Origin of the sequence: Spirosoma panaciterrae DSM 21099, assembly GCF_000374025.1 — a bacterium.
GTDB lineage: Bacteria > Bacteroidota > Bacteroidia > Cytophagales > Spirosomataceae > Spirosoma > Spirosoma panaciterrae.
On record NZ_KB893239.1, the window covers coordinates 168,838 to 185,340 of the forward strand.

The window sequence follows — 16,503 nt, forward strand, 5'->3', positions numbered from 1 at the left end:
AAAAGCCAGTTCAGAAATGGACTGGCTTTTTTTATACATCCAACTTTCAACCGAAAATAAAGACCCCAAAATACCAATTTAGGTACTTAACAAAAGCGGCATTTTTTTTGCGCTATGGTTACACAAATGAATAACCATAACCCAAATGCGTGCTTTACTCTCTTTATTCTTTATACTAGCGCTCGTACCAACAACTTACAGTCAGAATCTGGCCGTTGCCCGTACCCAGAAAACGCTATTCACCATTTCGGCAGTTGATGAAAAGACATCGCAGGAAGTCCCGGCCCAATTTACCATTCAGGCCAAACAGGCCAGGAAGAAGTTTGTGGGAAAAAGCTTTACCGATGGAAAGCCGTTTGCCTTCGTACTCACCCGTACCGATACCCTGAATGTGATCGCCAGTTCGCCCGGTTACTACGAAGCCGAAGAACTTATGGTGGTTTCGTGCGATACCTGTACAGATTATGGCTATGTGATCCGGCTTGAAAAAGAAGAGCCCAAACCCGATAGTATCTTCCGGAATCTACAGGTCAACCAGGCGTTTCGACTCGATAATGTGTATTTCGATCAGAGTAGTTACATCCTACGACCCGAATCGTATCCGCAATTAAATAAGCTTATCAAAACGCTGGCTACGACTCCAAAACTGGTTATTGAAATTGCCGGGCATACCGATAATGTGGGTGACCGACGATTGAATCAAGCCCTTTCCGAAAATCGGGCCAAAATCATTACCAATTATCTGGTTCGAAATGGCATCCCGGAAAACCGTCTTCGCCACAATGGTTACGGAGATAGCCACCCGGCCGCTCCCAACGATACTGAAGAGAACAAACGAAAGAACCGACGGGTCGAATTTGTTGTATTAGCTATGTAAGTAGGTCATTCTTTGTCATAAATTGCCATTGAACTGTTCACAGTGATCAACCAGATGATAATGAATGACCACGAAATGGCTTCCCGATGACTTATTTCGTAAAACCCGGTTCCATTGTTCGCCAGATTTGGGGCGATGCGGATGTAATCCTGCTCGTTTTTGCCGGATCGGCGGCTGAGTTCGCCCTCAACCGAGCCGTTGATTGGTTGTTTTATACTGGCAAATTACCCGCCGACCCGATTGGCCGCTTGTTTTCAACGGTGCGCTATGCACAGGAAATTGTATTTACCCCCGATGAAAAAGCCCGCCAGGCCATTTCCCGCATGGGTGCTATTCACCAGGGTATTGAGCAGAAACGCGGGTATCAGATACCGGCCTGGGCCTATCGTGACGTACTCTATATGCTCATCGACTATTCACAGCGTGCTTTTGAATTATTGAAACGTCCGCTTACTGTTGCCGAGTGTAATGAGCTTTTCATGACGTTTCGTGAAGTAGGTGTGGGCATGGGCGTTCCTGATTTACCAACCACGTATACCGATTGGCAGGCCGATCGGGAGCTTCATCTGAATCGTGATCTGGTTCGTAGTGAGTTTACGGATCGCTTGTTTCAACGGTATCGGGAAGAACTGGGAATCTGGCGCTATGATCTGCTCCGGCAGGTACAGGGAATACTGGTTCCCAAACAGGTTCGTCAGTTACTCGAACTACCTCAGAGACCTCTCCTCAATTACTCGCTGGGCTTATACGGCTTACTCAATACAATCGGCTTACGATCTTTTGTTCAGCGGGTGCTTTTACCGACCGAATATTTACAGCAGATTCGGGCATTGGATCGATAATTTTCTGTTTACAGGCTTCCGTTTGCAGTCTGAGGGTAAACCCATTAGGGGATTCTTTCGTCAGCCCATTGTAAACCGACGTTGGTCAATCAATTCCTAAAACCTTCATCAACAATGACTTCCTCGCCAATTACAACTTCCGTGTTCGATCTGTTTAAAGTGGGCCCCGGGCCATCCAGCTCGCATACGATTGGCCCCATGAAGGCTGCTTTCGATTTTCGTCAGCGACTGGCCCAGCTCGCTCCCGATCAGCAACAGCAGGCCGATTCGATTCAGATTCATTTATATGGTTCGCTGAGTGCAACCGGCAAAGGGCACGGTACCGACCGGGCTATTGTGGCGGGTTTGCTTGGCTGGCAGCCCGAAACAACGGACCCCGATGCCTTGTTGAAATTGTTGCGGGACGATGTAACCACCTATCCCGTCTTGGTGGGTGAAAAAACCATTGGCGTTGGCCCAAAGGCTATTTTCTTCCATAAAAAACGCTACGATTCGCCTTATGCCAACACCATGGTACTGAAGCTGGTATCGGGCGAGGAGACCCTGGCCGAGGAAGAATATTATTCCATTGGCGGAGGGTTTATACTGCGAAAAGGAGAGCCGGAGGCTGCCCCCAGCCCGCAGTCGGTGCCCTATCCATATGGAACCATGGCCGAGTTGAAGGCACAGCTTGCCAACAACCAGCTTTCTCTGGACGACCTGCTACTGGCCAACGAAATGGCTGTTACGGGTCGAAGTCGTGTAGACGTCAATCAGCGGCTAGACCAGATTCTGGACTTCATGCACAAAGCGGTTCGGCGCGGACTACGCCACAAGGGTACGTTGCCGGGGTCGATCAAACTAAGCCGCAAAGCGCCGATTCTGTTTCAGCAGGCGAAGGAAATGAGCCAGTCGTCCGATAGCTTTCTGATTTTTTTGAATGCGTACTGTCTGGCTGCATCTGAAGAAAATGCAGCCGGAGGTATCGTCGTAACGGCACCAACTTCGGGAGCATCGGGTGTAATTCCGGGATTGACCTATTTGGCCAAACATCATTTTCATCACGATAAAGCCACCCTGCGAGCGGGTATGCTGGCAGCTGCCGCGATCGGATTTCTGGTCAAACATAACGCCAGTATATCGGGCGCTGAAATGGGATGTATGGGCGAAATTGGCACAGCTTCCGCTATGGGAGCTGCTTTCCTGACCCGGTGCGCACAGGACAAAGTCAATATTGGACCGATTGAAGCGGCCGCCGAAATTGCTATTGAACACCACCTTGGTATGACCTGTGACCCCATTGGTGGGTATGTTCAGATTCCCTGTATCGAACGCAATGCCATGGGAGCCGTAAAAGCGTATAATGCGTATTTACTGGCCACTTCAGGAGCGGCCTCGTTCCAGAAAATCTCGCTCGATGCCGTTATTAAAGTCATGAAAGCCACCGGCCGCGATATGTCGACCAAATACAAAGAGACCTCCGAAGCAGGGCTGGCCCTTAGTGCGACAGAATGTTAAAAACAATTTTGCCCATTTAATATGTTTTTAATGATATACCGTCAACGTATACGGTACCATTCAGCACGATGAATTCGATTTATACACCCCAACAACAACGCATTTTATTAATTGCAAGCCTACTCATTATAGCCGGTTTCATCCTATTCGGCTTAAGTGGCTATACGACGGCGTTTCTGGGCGCAGGCATTTTATATGTGGTCTTACGGCCCTGGTTTACGGCGCTTGCCATTAAGCGCAATTGGAACCGAACGTTAGTCGCTTCTCTGCTGATCGTTTTTTCCCTGGTAGTAATCATTTTACCTTTCTTAACGCTCAGTCTGTTACTGATCGACCGGATTCAGTATTATAGTCAGCATACCGAAGTCATACTAAATCTGGTAAAAAAAGTCGAAGAACTAACGGGCTACAAGATCACCAGTCAGCAAAATATTCAGGCCATCCTCCGCCAGGGTGGTACTTATGCCAGCCGTTTGCTGCCTTCCATAGCGGGTGGAGCGCTGGATTTTATTGTGATTATCGGCCTAATGCTCTTTACGCTTTACTTTATGTTTGTGCAACAGGAGTCGTTTCAGAAAGGGCTACAAAAATATTTACCCTTCAAGCGGGACACCCAAAAGGAACTGGCGGAATCACTTAAAAACAATGTCAATGCCAACGTATTGGGGCAGGCGCTGGTCAGCCTGGTGCAGGGTGTTCTGACGGGGCTAACCTTATGGATCTTTGGGGTACCTGACTCGGCATTCTGGGGCACCGTTGCTTTTTTTCTGGCTTTTATTCCCGTATTGGGCACCCCGCTGGTTTGGGCTCCTGCCGGACTTATTCAACTATCGCAGGGAAATACGGGTGAAGGAGTTGGTATTCTACTGGTTGGTGTCATTGTGATCATCAACATTGACAACCTCCTTCGCATCATGCTTGCCAAGCGCATGGGCGATATTCACCCACTTATCACACTGGCTGGTATTGTGTTGGGCGTACCCATCTTCGGCATTATCGGTCTGGTTATTGGCCCTTTACTCCTCTCCTATTTCATCGTGCTGATTCACGTATTCGAACGAGAGAATAAGAAGCAGGAAAAAGAAGCGGCATTGGCCGAGGAAAAGCTTGAACAAGCTGCGGAAAAGACGAAATGATTGAATGATAGAATGGCGGAATGATTGAATACAAAGCTGGCTCCAGCCTAGTCAATCATTCCGCCATTCTATCATTCAATCATTTCCCTATTGCCGCGTCACCTTACTGGCACCTGAGGTTTCGGAATCGAGAGAACCTACCTGCCCCAGATCAGCATGGCTGGCTCCGTTTGCATCTACTCGTGCTTTATCAATGTTCATTCCTGTTGCTTCCAGTTTGCAGGCACCGCTCAATTCGGCCTCTAGCTGATTGGCATGACCATGCAGCACCGTATTGGAAGCACCCGACATATCGAGGTCCAGCTTATCGACTTCGCCATCGAATACCGTACGACAAGCGCCACTCATTCCGATGGTTAGATGCGTATACCGATCGAAACCCGTCAGGCTGGCCTTGGAAGCCCCCGATAATTGCAGTTCGTCAATCGCCTTAGGAATGGTAATGGTCAGGCCAATCCGCTTGCGGTTGCTCCAGTCAAATATTCCCTTCCGGTCGATGAATACTTTCAAGGTATTGCCTTCTACTTTTACGTTTACATCCTCCAGGTCTTTTTCTCGCCCGTCGGCCACCACCTTATAAGCATCTCCTTTACGGAAGCGCACCACAAAAGCGCCACCCACATCGACTTTCGAAAAATCAGTAGCGTTGAATTGGCGGGTATGATCGCCAACATGGTCGAAATCATCTCCTAATTCGCTCGCCACGGCATTCTGCACATCTTCCGTCAGATCGGTCACGTCGTTGTCTTCGTCGTCGTAGCCCCGGTCTTTTTCGCGGGGGTAGTTGATACAAACCAGTCCATCGACTTTCGTAAACTTCCAGATACTCGACTCCATCCGATCAAATTCCTTACCGCCAAATTCATTACGAATAAACCGGGCAAATTCGCGGGTCATGCGGAACGGTTTTTCGTAGGGGATCATCAGGTCCATATCCAGGTCCTGGCCGCGAAACCGAGCTTTTGGCGCTAATTCAATAGTTTCATCAAAACGCACGGTCGAGTCTTTGATGGTGTACACATACCGGATCTGGCGGGCATTGGCCTGAGCATCAGCGCGGGTGTTCCCCTGCGACCGGAAATACTGGACCAGATTTAACGCCGTGCCCTCGTAGCCTTTCAATTCGATAGATGGCCGCCAGTTGTCGTCGTTTTCCACATCGTTCATCGCGAATGTTGGGATGGCCGCCGGTACGTTCAGCACTTTGGTTTCTTCGACCGTGCCCCGACGCTGGAAGCTGCTCAGCAAAGGCGTTACCGTACCGCCAAATATGACCAGACTTACCAGCCAGACACCGGCCAGCGTTAAGGCCGTACGGCTACTCAAGACACTACGCATTACGATCAGCATGATACCCAATATGGCCAATCCAAAGGCAGGAATAAACCCAACCAGAAACGCTGCCAGAACCATAGGCGCAGTGATGTCGCCCCGAATCATATCGATAGGCAGGTTACCGAAGTGTGCTCCCGATTCAAATCCGATGAAGGCTCCTGCCACGGCCAGACAGGCCACCATCAACGAAAAGGCAAGGATGAGCATAAGTACGCCCGCAAAAATCCGAATCACAGCGACAACCGCATTCAGAAATGGGCCTAAGGCACTACCCAGTCCGCCAATAATGGTTGCAATAGCCCGAAACGGAAACAGCAGAACCCGGGTAAGTGTACTTTCGTTCGTAGACGATTCGTTGATATTCAGATTCTGCTTGATGCTGTGTTCGATATTCGACAGCGTAATTGGCTGCCCCTGCATTTCCATCTTCTCGGTAAGCGTATTGGCCTGGGGGGCAATCATCCACAGCACGATGTAGAGGAGAAACCCAACCCCAAAAAACACAATACCCAGTACAAACAGCAACCGGATAATGCCCGTATCGACGCCAAAGTAAGCGGCAATCCCAGAGGCTACCCCGCCCAGTACTTTATTTTCAGGGTTCCGAAAGAATTTTTTGACCGTTTTGTCATCCTCAATGGTATTAACGCCCGGCAAGGCAATCCACATGGCAATGTACACGATCAGGGTAAAGCTCGAAACACCAGCCCCAAACTCATGGCCCAGCGGAGGTAAAGCCAGAAACAAAGTCAGAAAAATCAGCCGTACCCACACCACATCGATATTGAAGTAATGCGCCAGCCCCGAACACACCCCACCGAGGGTTTTCCGGCGGAGGTCACGCACCAACCGACGTGGTTCGAAGGTTGTACCGGCAGGCTGCGACGCAAAAGTGCCTGTGTTAGGGGGCGTCGATTGCGTGGATTTGGCCTGAGTACTTCCGTTAGCCGAGTTACGACCGCCCGTGGTAACGAGTACTTCTTCTTCCTCCACGGCTTCGAAATCAGCAACGGTACCCATAGCCGCCACCAGTTCGTTTACATCCTCCAGCGAAACAGCCTGTTTATCAGCAGATTTCAATTTCACCAACAGCTTTTCGGCAATTCGGTTCTCGATGTCGGTTACAATCTCCTGGCTATCTTCGTAGGTAGAAAAGTACTGCTGTACCGAGGTCAGGTAATTTTTAAGTTTGTCGTAGCCATCCTCTTCGATATGGAAGATGACGCCACTAATATTGATGCTTATGGTCTTTTTCATGATGATCCGACATTTCGGCTATTGAGAAGAGAATAGGTTAAGCGTTGGCAGATGGAGTGGTAGGATCGGATGGTAGAACAGACGACGCCCCATTGGCCGGTTTCTTATGCTGCTCCGCTTTACCGACAATCGCATTGACCGATTCGGCAAGTTCCTGCCAGGTTTCGTTGAGGGCATCCAGCGAAGAACGGCCAAGCTCTGTCAGAATATAATATTTACGAGGGGGCCCGGAGGTCGACTCTACCCATTTATAATCGAGCAGACCGGCATTTTTCAATCGGGTTAGCAGTGGGTACAACGTACCTTCCACAACCATGATTCGGGCGGAGGTCAGCTCGTCGAGCATATCGGAAGCATACACTTCGCCCCGCGATATGATGTGCAGAATGCAGAACTCCAGGATGCCCTTCCGCATTTGCACTTGAGCGTTTTCAATATTCATTGGTATATAGAATTTCGTTAATTTCTTACATCAAAGGTAGTAAAAGGTACTATGCGATGCAAGGTACTTTGCCACTTTTCGTCTGCTTTCCTGGACCAATGGTAAAAAAAAGGGGCTGAATGGTTATTTGTCAGTTATCTATGTTAACCTTCCCTTGTGTAGTTCAAACAGTATAGGTAGCCAATTAGGCATACTGCATGACAACTGGTTGATCCGAACGCCAAAAAGATCTGCTGTGGTACAGGTTTATTTTTACCCTGCCTGATGAGATCGACGGTACGCCAACGGCGACCTGCCCTGCTGCTTTTTGAAAACTTTGTTGAAATAGGGGACATCGCCAAAACCACTCTCAAATGCCACCTGCTGAATAGGCAATTCGGAATGAACCAGCAACTGACAGGCATAGCGCAGTCGAAACGTAATCAACAGCTCAACGAAGGTTTTCTGAGTGATGGTTTTAATATAGCGGCAAAATGACGTGGGTGATAGATGGGCTACCTGCGCCATGTCATCAAGTGTAATATCTTCCCGAAAATGGTCGATCAGATAGGCAAATACCCGCTGAAATCGGAGTGTTTCGGCGGGTTTGTGCTGGTAGTCGGGAAAGGCCATATCCAACGGATACACGTCCTCCGATCCTGTCAGCTCTCCCAGCATATCCAGTAAGGTCAGCAAACGTTGAAGTGCAGTCTGTGTTACTAGCTGTTGCATCTGCTCAGCTATCCGTTGCCGGGAATCGCCCCGTATCTGCAAGCCAGCCTGTGCTTTCTCCAGCAGCGATTTTATGGGCCTCATTTCGGGTAAACTACCAAAATCGGAGCCCCAGAAATCGTCTCCAAATTGCACGACAATGGCCCCTACAGCCTGCTGATCGTCAGTGGGCAGGGTTTTCCAGCAATGCGGCAGATTACTTCCCAACAGCACCAGGTCACCAGCTTCAAAATTCGCAACGTGCTTACCGACATAGCGTTGCCCTTCGCCTTTCAGGATCAATGTAAGTTCAAATTCGGGATGAAAATGGTACGATCCCCAAAATTGCGTGGCCTCGAATCGACGTACCAGAAACGAACAGGTTGCGCCTGTAGAGATTTGTTCGAACACTGGGCGCATACAACCAATAGCGTTATATTATGAATATATTCAGAGCGAAAGCACTATTCTTGCTAAAATTAGACAATTTCAGGCTAAAACACGCCAAGTGTGTCTAATCGAACGTGCAGAGATTTGTAGGCATAAATCTCCTAACATCTCTGTATATGCATTCCTTACTAGACCAACCCTACGAACTTCCGGCCGACGCTATCGCCTTTTATCAGAAGAATCGCTTCGTCAAGCTCAAAAACGTGCTTGATGCCGACACGCTAGCCTACTATAATGAAGCCATTAGCCGTAAAGTCGAATTCCTCACCAATCAGAATCAACCCCTCGATCAGCGTGATACCTACGGTAAAGCCTTCCTGCAGGTGTTCAACCTCTGGCGCGAAGATGAGGCCAGCAAAACCTTTGTTTTGAGCAAACGGCTGGGGCAAATTGCTGCTCAACTTATGCAGACCGACGGTGTACGACTCTACCACGACCAGGCTCTTTTCAAAGAAGCGGGCGGAGGCATTACACCCTGGCATGCCGATCAGTATTACTGGCCGCTTAGCTCCGACAAAACCATAACCGCCTGGATTCCATTACAACCTGTACCGCTTCAGATGGGGCCACTCGAGTTCAGTGCCGGGAGCCATGCCATAGTTGAAGGGCGTGAACTATCCATTGGCGACGACAGCGAGCAGAAAATAGCCCAGCGGCTACGGGTTACCGATTTTCAGCATGTCATAGAACCCTACGATCTGGGCGAAGTAAGTTTTCATTCGGGTTGGGTCTTCCACCGGGCTGGTGCCAATCAGACCGACCAGGTACGGAAAGTAATGACGATGATTTACATGGATAAAGATATGCGGCTAAAACAGCCCGAAAACCGCCATCAAATCAACGACTGGAATACGTGGTGCCCGGGTGCCGAAGTCGATCAAGTGATTGATACTCCTCTAAATCCAGTAATTTACGGGTAAGTCTTGTCCTTCTAGTGCGGAGCGCAAACGTCTGGCTAGTAGGACAAAAGCAACTAAAGAGTCAGGAGTACCAAGGAAACAGAATCGATTTCAGAGCCATGACACTGGGTTCTGCGCGTTGCCAATCTATGTCTAGATTGGTTAAAAAGACTTCGGTAATGCCTGGAAACTAATTTTATCCGGAACAAATAGATAAAATGATCTGGATGCTTTAGTGCACAGAGCCAAATGCCTCTACTTGACCTTTATGGAGACTAGCCCAAAAGCATCTGCATGCCTGATTGACAGCCTGGTACCCAATGAACTGGTTTTTTACAGAAAAAGTAAGCAAATATGCTTTACCGATAGCCTTTAAGCGTAACGCAAATGTAGTATACCCACATGATACTGAACGAAAAAAACGTGCGTACGCTCACGACATGGCTGGCACAGAATAGGGTTCTTTTGGCCGTTGGCACAGCCTTTTCGCTGCTGCTAACGGCTTACCTGTTTTCCTGTAGCCACCAGACAACAGCAGTGGCCATAGCAATCCCCGATGAAGTCGATTACAATTTCCATATCCGGCCAATCTTGTCGGACAACTGTTTCAAATGCCACGGTCCTGACGCCAACAAACGCGAAGCCAACCTACGGCTCGACACGGAGGCCGATGCTTATGCCGCCCTCAAAGACAATCCGAAAGCGCATGGCATTGTGCCCGGCGACCCGCTACAGTCGGTAGTCTGGCAACGCATTACCACCAAAGACACGGCCGATCTTATGCCGCCCGTTAATTCAAACCTGAAACTGACTGGGCATCAGGTGGCCCTGATCGAAAAGTGGATCAGGCAGGGGGCTAAATATAAACCACACTGGGCCTTCATTGCGCCCCAACTTCCTAAACTCCCCCAGGTAGACGACGACGAATGGCCCCGTAACGAGATCGACCATTTCACGCTGGCCAAAATGACCGAAATGGGGCTTAAACCCAATGAGGAAGCCCAAAAAGAACGACTGCTCAAACGCGTCTCGCTCGACCTGACGGGCCTCCCCCCATCGCTCGACCTACAAAAACGATTCATGGCCGATCAGTCTGAAACGGCCTACGAAAAAGTGGTTGACGAATTGCTAAAAAGCCCACACTATGGCGAGAAAATGGCGATTAGCTGGCTCGATGTGGCCCGGTATGCCGATTCACACGGTTATCAGGACGATGGCCTGCGAACCATGTGGCCCTGGCGCGATTGGGTCATTCATGCGTTCAATCAAAACTACGGCTACGACCAATTTCTGACCTGGCAACTGGCTGGCGATTTGCTGAAAGGCCCCAACAACACCCCCCCTACCAAAGAGATGCTGCTGGCTACGGGCTTCAACCGGAACCATAAAATCACGCAGGAGGGCGGGGTGATCGACGAAGAATACCGCATCGAATACGTGACCGACCGCACCAACACCGTTGGGAAAACATTTCTGGCCCTTACCTACGAATGTGCCAAATGCCACGACCATAAATACGACCCCATTCTTCAGAAAGATTATTACAGCGCCTTTGCGTTTTTTAACCAGGTGCCGGAAAAAGGCCTTTTCGGAACGATTGATGCTTCCTTTGCCGACCCGCCGAACATGAAAATTTCGGACCAGGACGTGAAAGACCTGCTGCGGTTTGTCAATAAAAAAGATACGGCTTCGGTGATGGTGATGGTCATGAAAGACCGGGATACTCTTCGGCCCACCCATATACTACGCCGGGGTAATTACGATCAGCCAGCCGATGAAGTGACAGCCTCGATGCCGAAATTTATTATGCCCTTCGACGCCAAAAGATACCCACAAAACCGGCTTGGACTAGCCCGCTGGATGACCGACCCCAAAAACCCGCTGACGGCCCGTGTTTTTGTAAACCGAATCTGGCAGGAGTTTTTTGGCCGGGGCATCGTAAAAACCGTTGGTGATTTTGGGATGCAGGGGGAGTTGCCTTCGCACCCCGAACTGCTCGATTGGCTGGCAGTCGATTTCCGAACCCATCAGTGGGACATTAAGCGGTTGGTACGCCAGATTGTGCTATCGGCCACTTACCGGCAATCGGGAGTAATTTCGGAAGACAAACGGCTCAAAGACCCCGAAAATGTGTACCTCTCACACGCGCCCCGGCTACGGCTACCGGCCGAACTGGTTCGTGATCTGGTACTGGCCAGCAGTGGCTTATTAAACCCCGAAATCGGCGGACCGAGCGTAAAACCCTATCAGCCAAAGGGTTTATGGGAAGTAGCCACCTCGGGCCGGGGTTCGCTCGCCCGTTATGTGCAGGATCATGGAACGGCCCTCTACCGACGAGGCATGTACGTTTTCATTAAACGAACGGTGCCGCCCCCGTCGATGCTGCTGTTTGATGCCAGCAACCGCGATCAGTGTGAGGTGAAACGCTCCCGAACCAACACCCCTTTACAGGCGCTTGCCATGCTCAACGACCCAATGGTGCTCGAATCGGCGCGCGTGCTGGCCGAAAAGCTCATGCTCGAAAAAACGACGACCGACGAAAAAATCAATAAAGCCTTCCGGCTGATTTTGTGTCGAACACCCAGGGAAAAAGAACTGAGCGTATTGCAACACTATTTTGCCGACGAAAAGTCGGCGTTTACCACCACCCCTAAAAAGGCGGTCAACTTGCTGGCCATCGGCGAAACGCCCCCGGCTCACCTGGCCGATAAGGCCACTACAGCCGCCCTGATGCAAACCCTGTTGATGATCTATAACCTCGAAGAAACCATCATGCTATGAACGAGTACATCGAAAATCGGCTGACGGTCAACCGCCGTCACTTTTTGGGTAAAATGGCTACGGGCATTGGCAGTTTAGCCCTGGGGTCACTGCTGGTGCCCGACTTATTTCGGGGTTCCGGCGAGGAGGTCGATGGATTTCCGCTGGGTATGCCCCATTTCGCGCCCAAAGCCAAGCGGGTGATCTACCTGTTTCAGAATGGGGCTCCCTCGCAGTACGAAAGCTTTGAATATAAACCCTTGCTCAACAAACTGGCGGGTCAGGATCTTCCGGCCTCAATTCGAAACGGTCAACGCCTGACGGGCATGACCGCCAATCAGGCCAAATTCCCACTGGTAGGCTCACATTTTCAGTTTAAGCAATACGGGCAGTCGGGTATGTGGGTGAGCGAATTGTTCCCCAATATTGCCCGTATTGTAGATGATGTGTGCATGGTGAAAACCATGAATACCGAAGCCATCAACCACGACCCGGCCCTCACCTTCCTGCAAACGGGCGCCCAGCAGGGTAACCGCCCCAGCATGGGGGCCTGGGTCAGCTACGGACTCGGTAGCGACAACAAAAACCTGCCTGCTTTTTCGGTGCTGCTGTCGCGGGGGAAGGGCAACGGACAGGGGGTATACTCCAAGTTATGGACCAATGGATTTCTGGACTCTACCCATCAGGGGGTTGTGTTTAGCAGTGGCGAAGAACCCATTCTGTATCTGAACAACCCCGAAGGCACCGACCGGACGGCCCGCCGGAAGATGCTCGATAACCTGGCCGAGCTGAACAACCTGGCGTATGACGATTTTGGCGATCCCGAAATAAAAGCCAAAGTGCAGCAGTACGAAATGGCCTATCGGATGCAAACGGCTGTACCCGAACTAACCGACCTCAGCAAAGAACCTGACCATATTATTAAGCTCTACGGCCCCGAATGCCTGGTGCCGGGCACTTTTGCCGCCAACTGCCTACTGGCTCGAAAACTGTCGGAAGCCGGGGTGCGGTTTGTGCAGCTTTACCACCAGGGCTGGGATCAGCACGGCAATATGGTGGGCGAAATGCCCTTACAGGCCAAAGATACCGACCGGGCGTCGGCTGCGCTGATTACCGACCTGAAACAGCGGGGCCTGCTCGACGAAACCCTGGTGATCTGGGGGGGCGAGTTTGGCCGTACCAACTACAGCCAGGGCACCGCCACCAAAGACAACTATGGCCGGGACCACCACCCCCGCGCCTATTGCACCTGGATGGCCGGGGGTGGGGTGAAACCCGGCACCGTATATGGCGAAACCGATGAGTTTGGCTACAACATCGTACGCGACCCGGTTCACATTCACGATTTTCATGCGACGGTGATGCACCTGATGGGCCTGAACCACGAACGATTAACCTACAAACATCTGGGTCGGCGGTATCGCCTGACCGATATTGCCGGGAAGGTGTTGCCAGGGCTAATGGCCTAATCCGTCGAACCCGCCACCCCGTAACCTGTCTCAATTATGCGCCGTTTTCAGGCTATTGCCGCCAATGGATTATTGGCGATTCACTTACTGCTTATTTTTCTGTTGTTCTTTCAGGACAAGGTTGTCATTCCTGCCTGGCTACAGCCCCTGGGTCGGCTTCACCCCATGCTGTTGCATATTCCAATCGGGTTGTTGGCCTTCGTTGGGCTGCTGTGGGTATTCCGAAACTCGTTTGGGGGCAATAGCTTCGAGCCTATTTTTCGATTTTTAGTGACGCTCGTTGCCGTATCGGCTGCGTTGTCGGCCCTGATGGGCTTTTTCCTGTCGCGCGAAGGTGGGTATACCGATCATCTGCTCAATTGGCATAAATACAGCGGTGTAGCCCTGAGTTTGTTGGCTTACGGACTTTTTCTGGTACAGCAACAGCCGATTACGAAACCGCTACTGTTCAATTCCCTATTAGCTCTCAGTACGGTTTGCTTATTCGTGAGCGGACATTTTGGGGCCAGCCTGACGCATGGCGAAGATTATTTGTTTCCGACCAAAGAGGGCGAGATGGCAAATGTCTTCACAGACGATACCCCCATTTTTATAAGCACCATCGAACCCATTCTGAAGGCCAAATGCTATTCTTGCCATAACGAACAAAAACAGAAGGGCGGATTATTGATGAGTTCACTGGCCGGGTTGCTCAAAGGGGGTAAGAACGGCCCGGTCTGGGTAGCTGGCGATCCCTTGAACAGCCACCTGATTCAACGCGCCAACCTGCCCCTCGACGATAAAAAGCACATGCCCCCCAAAGGGAAGCCGCAGCTTTCGCCCGACGAAACGGCCCTGCTTACGGCCTGGATTCGGGCCGGGGCCGCTACAAAAAAAACGCTGCGGGCACTGGCTCAAAATGACCCCTTGCGCCCATTCGTCCAGGCCCGGCTCAGTCAGCAAAGCCAACCCATCGGCCAGCCAGCCATCCAGTACTCCTTTGACGCAGCCTCGGCCGCAACGCTCGAAAAGGTCAATACGCCCTTTCGGGTAGTGGTTCCGATCGCCTACGAATCGCCCGCCCTACAGGCCAGCTTCTTTGTCCGTCAGGCTTACAAACCCGAACACCTGAGCGGATTATCGGATGTAAAAACCCAATTGGTTTCGCTCAACCTGGCGAATATGCCCGTGCGGGACGAAGACCTGAAAACCATTGCCCAGTTCGGGAATCTCGAAAAACTCGTTCTCAATAACACCGAAATTACAGGCAAGACCTTAGATGAACTCAAACCCCTGTCCAACCTTCGTTCGCTGGCTCTATCGGGCACCAAAGTCAATCAGGACGCCTTGCGTACACTAACCCAATTGCCCGGTCTAAAAGACGTATTTGTCTGGAACACCCCCATTACCCCTACCGAATTGGCTGTGCTTCAAAAACAGTACAAATCCATCCGGTTCGAAGCGGGCTACATTCCCTCGGATACAGAAATCCTGAAACTCAACCCGCCCATGCTGGTGAATGAACAAACGGTCGTTACCCCGCAAACGCTGATTACATTCCGGCACCCTCTTCGCGACGTTACGATTCGCTACACGACCGATGGCACAGAACCCGATTCGCTGAACGGGCCGGTGTATCAAAAGCCGTTTGCGGTAAACGGCCTCGCAGTTGTGAAAGCCCGAGCCACCAAACCGAACTGGTCTGCCAGCGATTTGATCGAATACACTTTTTTTGTCGGACGTTACAAACCGATAGAGGCCGAGCTAGTCAACCAGCCAAATCCACAATATATGGGCGAAGGCGGCAAAACCCTGATTGACCAGAAAAAAGGGACAATAGACAATTTCAAAGATGCGGCCTGGCTTGGTTTTCGCGAAAAACCGTTTGAGGCTTACTTCACCTTTGACCAGCCGATTGCGCTCAAATCTGTCACGCTGAGTGTCGGTAAAAACATTGGCAGCTTCATTATGCCACCTGCCTCGATTGAGCTATGGGGCGGCCCCGACAAAGCCCATTTGAAACTCCTCCAGAAACTACAGCCCGAACAGCCTCAAAAAGTAATCCCCGCCCGTATTGATGGTGTTTATATGACTCTGAAAGGAGAGCCATATTCGGTGGTGAAAGTGGTGGCCCGGCCCGTCGCGAAACTCCCTGCCTGGCATCCGGGCAAGGGGCAACCCGGCTGGTTTTTCGTAGACGAGGTTCTGTTTAATTGACCGTTGCGGCAAACGGATTCATCGCTTCTGTCCGATACCAAATGGTGTTCCCGTACCGAACAGAATTCTCCCGGATGTCATACAGGTTGAAGACAAACTGGATTTTGTGTTCCACAGCGTTTTTCCGCTATTAATACGTTTCAATCATCAGACAGGGGCTCAAACTATTCGCGGCAGAAGCAGTTACATCCTTACTAAGGACCGATAGCAGATCCGCATCAGCCTTTAGATCTCTTCTAAACGAATATTGCCTGACGATGAACGATAAAACACTTAAAAAGATAGCCAGAATTGCGCTGGGAGGTAGTTTAGTTGCTGCTGGCATCAGTCACCTTACCGTGGCCCGAAAAGAATTCCAAGCTCAGGTTCCCGACCCGATTCCGTTGCCGAAAGATGATACAGTGGTATATTCAGGCATTGCCGAAATTGCCCTCGGTAGTAGCCTCATCCTGACCGACAAAGCTCATCAGAAATCAATCGGGAAAATAGCTGCTACTTTTTTTACTGCCGTTTTTCCCGGCAATATTTCCCAGTATGTCAATAAGCGAAGTGCGTTTGGGCTGAACACCGACACGAAACGGTTCGTCCGTTTGTTTTTCCAGCCTGTGCTGGTTTATTGGGCGCTGAAGAGTACAGATAATGTGTAAACGGCA

Annotated in this window: 13 protein-coding genes; 9 read left to right on the plus strand and 4 right to left on the minus strand. The window is 50.6% G+C overall.

All coding sequences use genetic code 11. The features are described from left to right. Positions 1-145 precede the first annotated feature (145 nt). From B153_RS0131670 to B153_RS0131685, 4 genes are all read left to right on the plus strand, one after another. Positions 146-877 carry an OmpA family protein gene (locus B153_RS0131670; RefSeq protein ID WP_020600776.1) on the plus strand — a complete coding sequence of 244 codons (732 nt, stop codon included), beginning with the start codon at positions 146-148 and terminating at the stop codon, positions 875-877. A gap of 86 nt (positions 878-963) precedes the next feature. Next, positions 964-1,719 (plus strand): oxygenase MpaB family protein, encoded by a 756-nt coding sequence (locus B153_RS0131675; RefSeq protein ID WP_020600777.1) that lies wholly within the window; start codon positions 964-966, stop codon positions 1,717-1,719. Positions 1,720-1,833: 114 nt separating this feature from the next. Next, positions 1,834-3,216: an L-serine ammonia-lyase gene (locus tag B153_RS0131680; protein WP_020600778.1), complete on the plus strand. Its 1,383-nt coding sequence runs from the start codon at positions 1,834-1,836 to the stop codon at positions 3,214-3,216. Positions 3,217-3,284: 68 nt separating this feature from the next. Continuing rightward, positions 3,285-4,352 (plus strand): AI-2E family transporter, encoded by a 1,068-nt coding sequence (locus tag B153_RS0131685; protein ID WP_020600779.1) that lies wholly within the window; start codon positions 3,285-3,287, stop codon positions 4,350-4,352. An 87-nt stretch (positions 4,353-4,439) separates the two neighbouring features. Here the strand turns inward: B153_RS0131685 and B153_RS0131690 are convergent, their stop codons facing one another. The 3 genes from B153_RS0131690 to B153_RS0131700 all read right to left on the minus strand — a co-directional run bounded on the left by B153_RS0131690 (position 4,440) and on the right by B153_RS0131700 (position 8,496). Next, on the minus strand, positions 4,440-6,944 hold the full coding sequence (locus B153_RS0131690) for a PspC domain-containing protein (protein ID WP_020600780.1): 2,505 nt from the start codon (positions 6,942-6,944) through the stop codon (positions 4,440-4,442). Positions 6,945-6,981: 37 nt separating this feature from the next. Continuing rightward, positions 6,982-7,386 (minus strand): PadR family transcriptional regulator, encoded by a 405-nt coding sequence (locus tag B153_RS0131695; RefSeq protein ID WP_026262603.1) that lies wholly within the window; start codon positions 7,384-7,386, stop codon positions 6,982-6,984. Between the two features lie 252 nt (positions 7,387-7,638). Then, complete coding sequence (locus tag B153_RS0131700; RefSeq protein ID WP_020600782.1) at positions 7,639-8,496, minus strand: helix-turn-helix domain-containing protein; 858 nt, start codon at positions 8,494-8,496, stop codon at positions 7,639-7,641. A gap of 146 nt (positions 8,497-8,642) precedes the next feature. Here B153_RS0131700 and B153_RS0131705 point away from each other — a divergent pair, with 146 nt between their 5' ends. From B153_RS0131705 to B153_RS0131720, 4 genes are all read left to right on the plus strand, one after another. Beyond that, on the plus strand, positions 8,643-9,446 hold the full coding sequence (locus tag B153_RS0131705) for a phytanoyl-CoA dioxygenase family protein (RefSeq protein ID WP_020600783.1): 804 nt from the start codon (positions 8,643-8,645) through the stop codon (positions 9,444-9,446). Positions 9,447-9,827: 381 nt separating this feature from the next. Further along, the gene (locus B153_RS0131710; protein ID WP_020600784.1) at positions 9,828-12,206 is read left to right on the plus strand and encodes a PSD1 and planctomycete cytochrome C domain-containing protein; all 2,379 of its coding nucleotides are present in this window, start codon (positions 9,828-9,830) and stop codon (positions 12,204-12,206) included. Next, on the plus strand, positions 12,203-13,654 hold the full coding sequence (locus B153_RS0131715; protein ID WP_020600785.1) for a DUF1501 domain-containing protein: 1,452 nt from the start codon (positions 12,203-12,205) through the stop codon (positions 13,652-13,654). Before B153_RS0131710 ends, B153_RS0131715 begins: the two co-directional genes overlap by 4 nt. Before the next feature lie 36 nt (positions 13,655-13,690). Then, entirely contained in the window at positions 13,691-15,850 is a 2,160-nt protein-coding gene (locus tag B153_RS0131720) for a c-type cytochrome domain-containing protein (RefSeq protein WP_020600786.1), read from the plus strand. Here B153_RS0131720 and B153_RS38765 read toward each other — a convergent pair. Further along, a complete protein-coding gene (locus B153_RS38765; RefSeq protein WP_020600787.1) occupies positions 15,843-15,965 on the minus strand; it encodes a hypothetical protein in 123 nt (40 codons plus the stop codon). The genes B153_RS0131720 and B153_RS38765 overlap by 8 nt on opposite strands. A 142-nt stretch (positions 15,966-16,107) precedes the next feature. Between B153_RS38765 and B153_RS0131730 the strand changes: the two genes are divergently transcribed. Next, the gene (locus B153_RS0131730) at positions 16,108-16,497 is read left to right on the plus strand and encodes a DoxX family protein (protein ID WP_020600788.1); all 390 of its coding nucleotides are present in this window, start codon (positions 16,108-16,110) and stop codon (positions 16,495-16,497) included. Positions 16,498-16,503: the final 6 nt, after the last annotated feature.

What these genes read in the sequence shown, in the direction of transcription:
- B153_RS0131670 (WP_020600776.1), top strand. Translation starts at nt 146, where the DNA reads ATGCGTGCTTTACTCTCTTTATTCTTTATACTAGCGCTCGTACCAACA.
- B153_RS0131675 (WP_020600777.1), top strand. Translation starts at nt 964, where the DNA reads ATGACTTATTTCGTAAAACCCGGTTCCATTGTTCGCCAGATTTGGGGC.
- B153_RS0131680 (WP_020600778.1), top strand. Translation starts at nt 1,834, where the DNA reads ATGACTTCCTCGCCAATTACAACTTCCGTGTTCGATCTGTTTAAAGTG.
- B153_RS0131685 (WP_020600779.1), top strand. Translation starts at nt 3,285, where the DNA reads ATGAATTCGATTTATACACCCCAACAACAACGCATTTTATTAATTGCA.
- B153_RS0131690 (WP_020600780.1), bottom strand. Translation starts at nt 6,944, where the DNA reads ATGAAAAAGACCATAAGCATCAATATTAGTGGCGTCATCTTCCATATC.
- B153_RS0131695 (WP_026262603.1), bottom strand. Translation starts at nt 7,386, where the DNA reads ATGAATATTGAAAACGCTCAAGTGCAAATGCGGAAGGGCATCCTGGAG.
- B153_RS0131700 (WP_020600782.1), bottom strand. Translation starts at nt 8,496, where the DNA reads ATGCGCCCAGTGTTCGAACAAATCTCTACAGGCGCAACCTGTTCGTTT.
- B153_RS0131705 (WP_020600783.1), top strand. Translation starts at nt 8,643, where the DNA reads ATGCATTCCTTACTAGACCAACCCTACGAACTTCCGGCCGACGCTATC.
- B153_RS0131710 (WP_020600784.1), top strand. Translation starts at nt 9,828, where the DNA reads ATGATACTGAACGAAAAAAACGTGCGTACGCTCACGACATGGCTGGCA.
- B153_RS0131715 (WP_020600785.1), top strand. Translation starts at nt 12,203, where the DNA reads ATGAACGAGTACATCGAAAATCGGCTGACGGTCAACCGCCGTCACTTT.
- B153_RS0131720 (WP_020600786.1), top strand. Translation starts at nt 13,691, where the DNA reads ATGCGCCGTTTTCAGGCTATTGCCGCCAATGGATTATTGGCGATTCAC.
- B153_RS0131730 (WP_020600788.1), top strand. Translation starts at nt 16,108, where the DNA reads ATGAACGATAAAACACTTAAAAAGATAGCCAGAATTGCGCTGGGAGGT.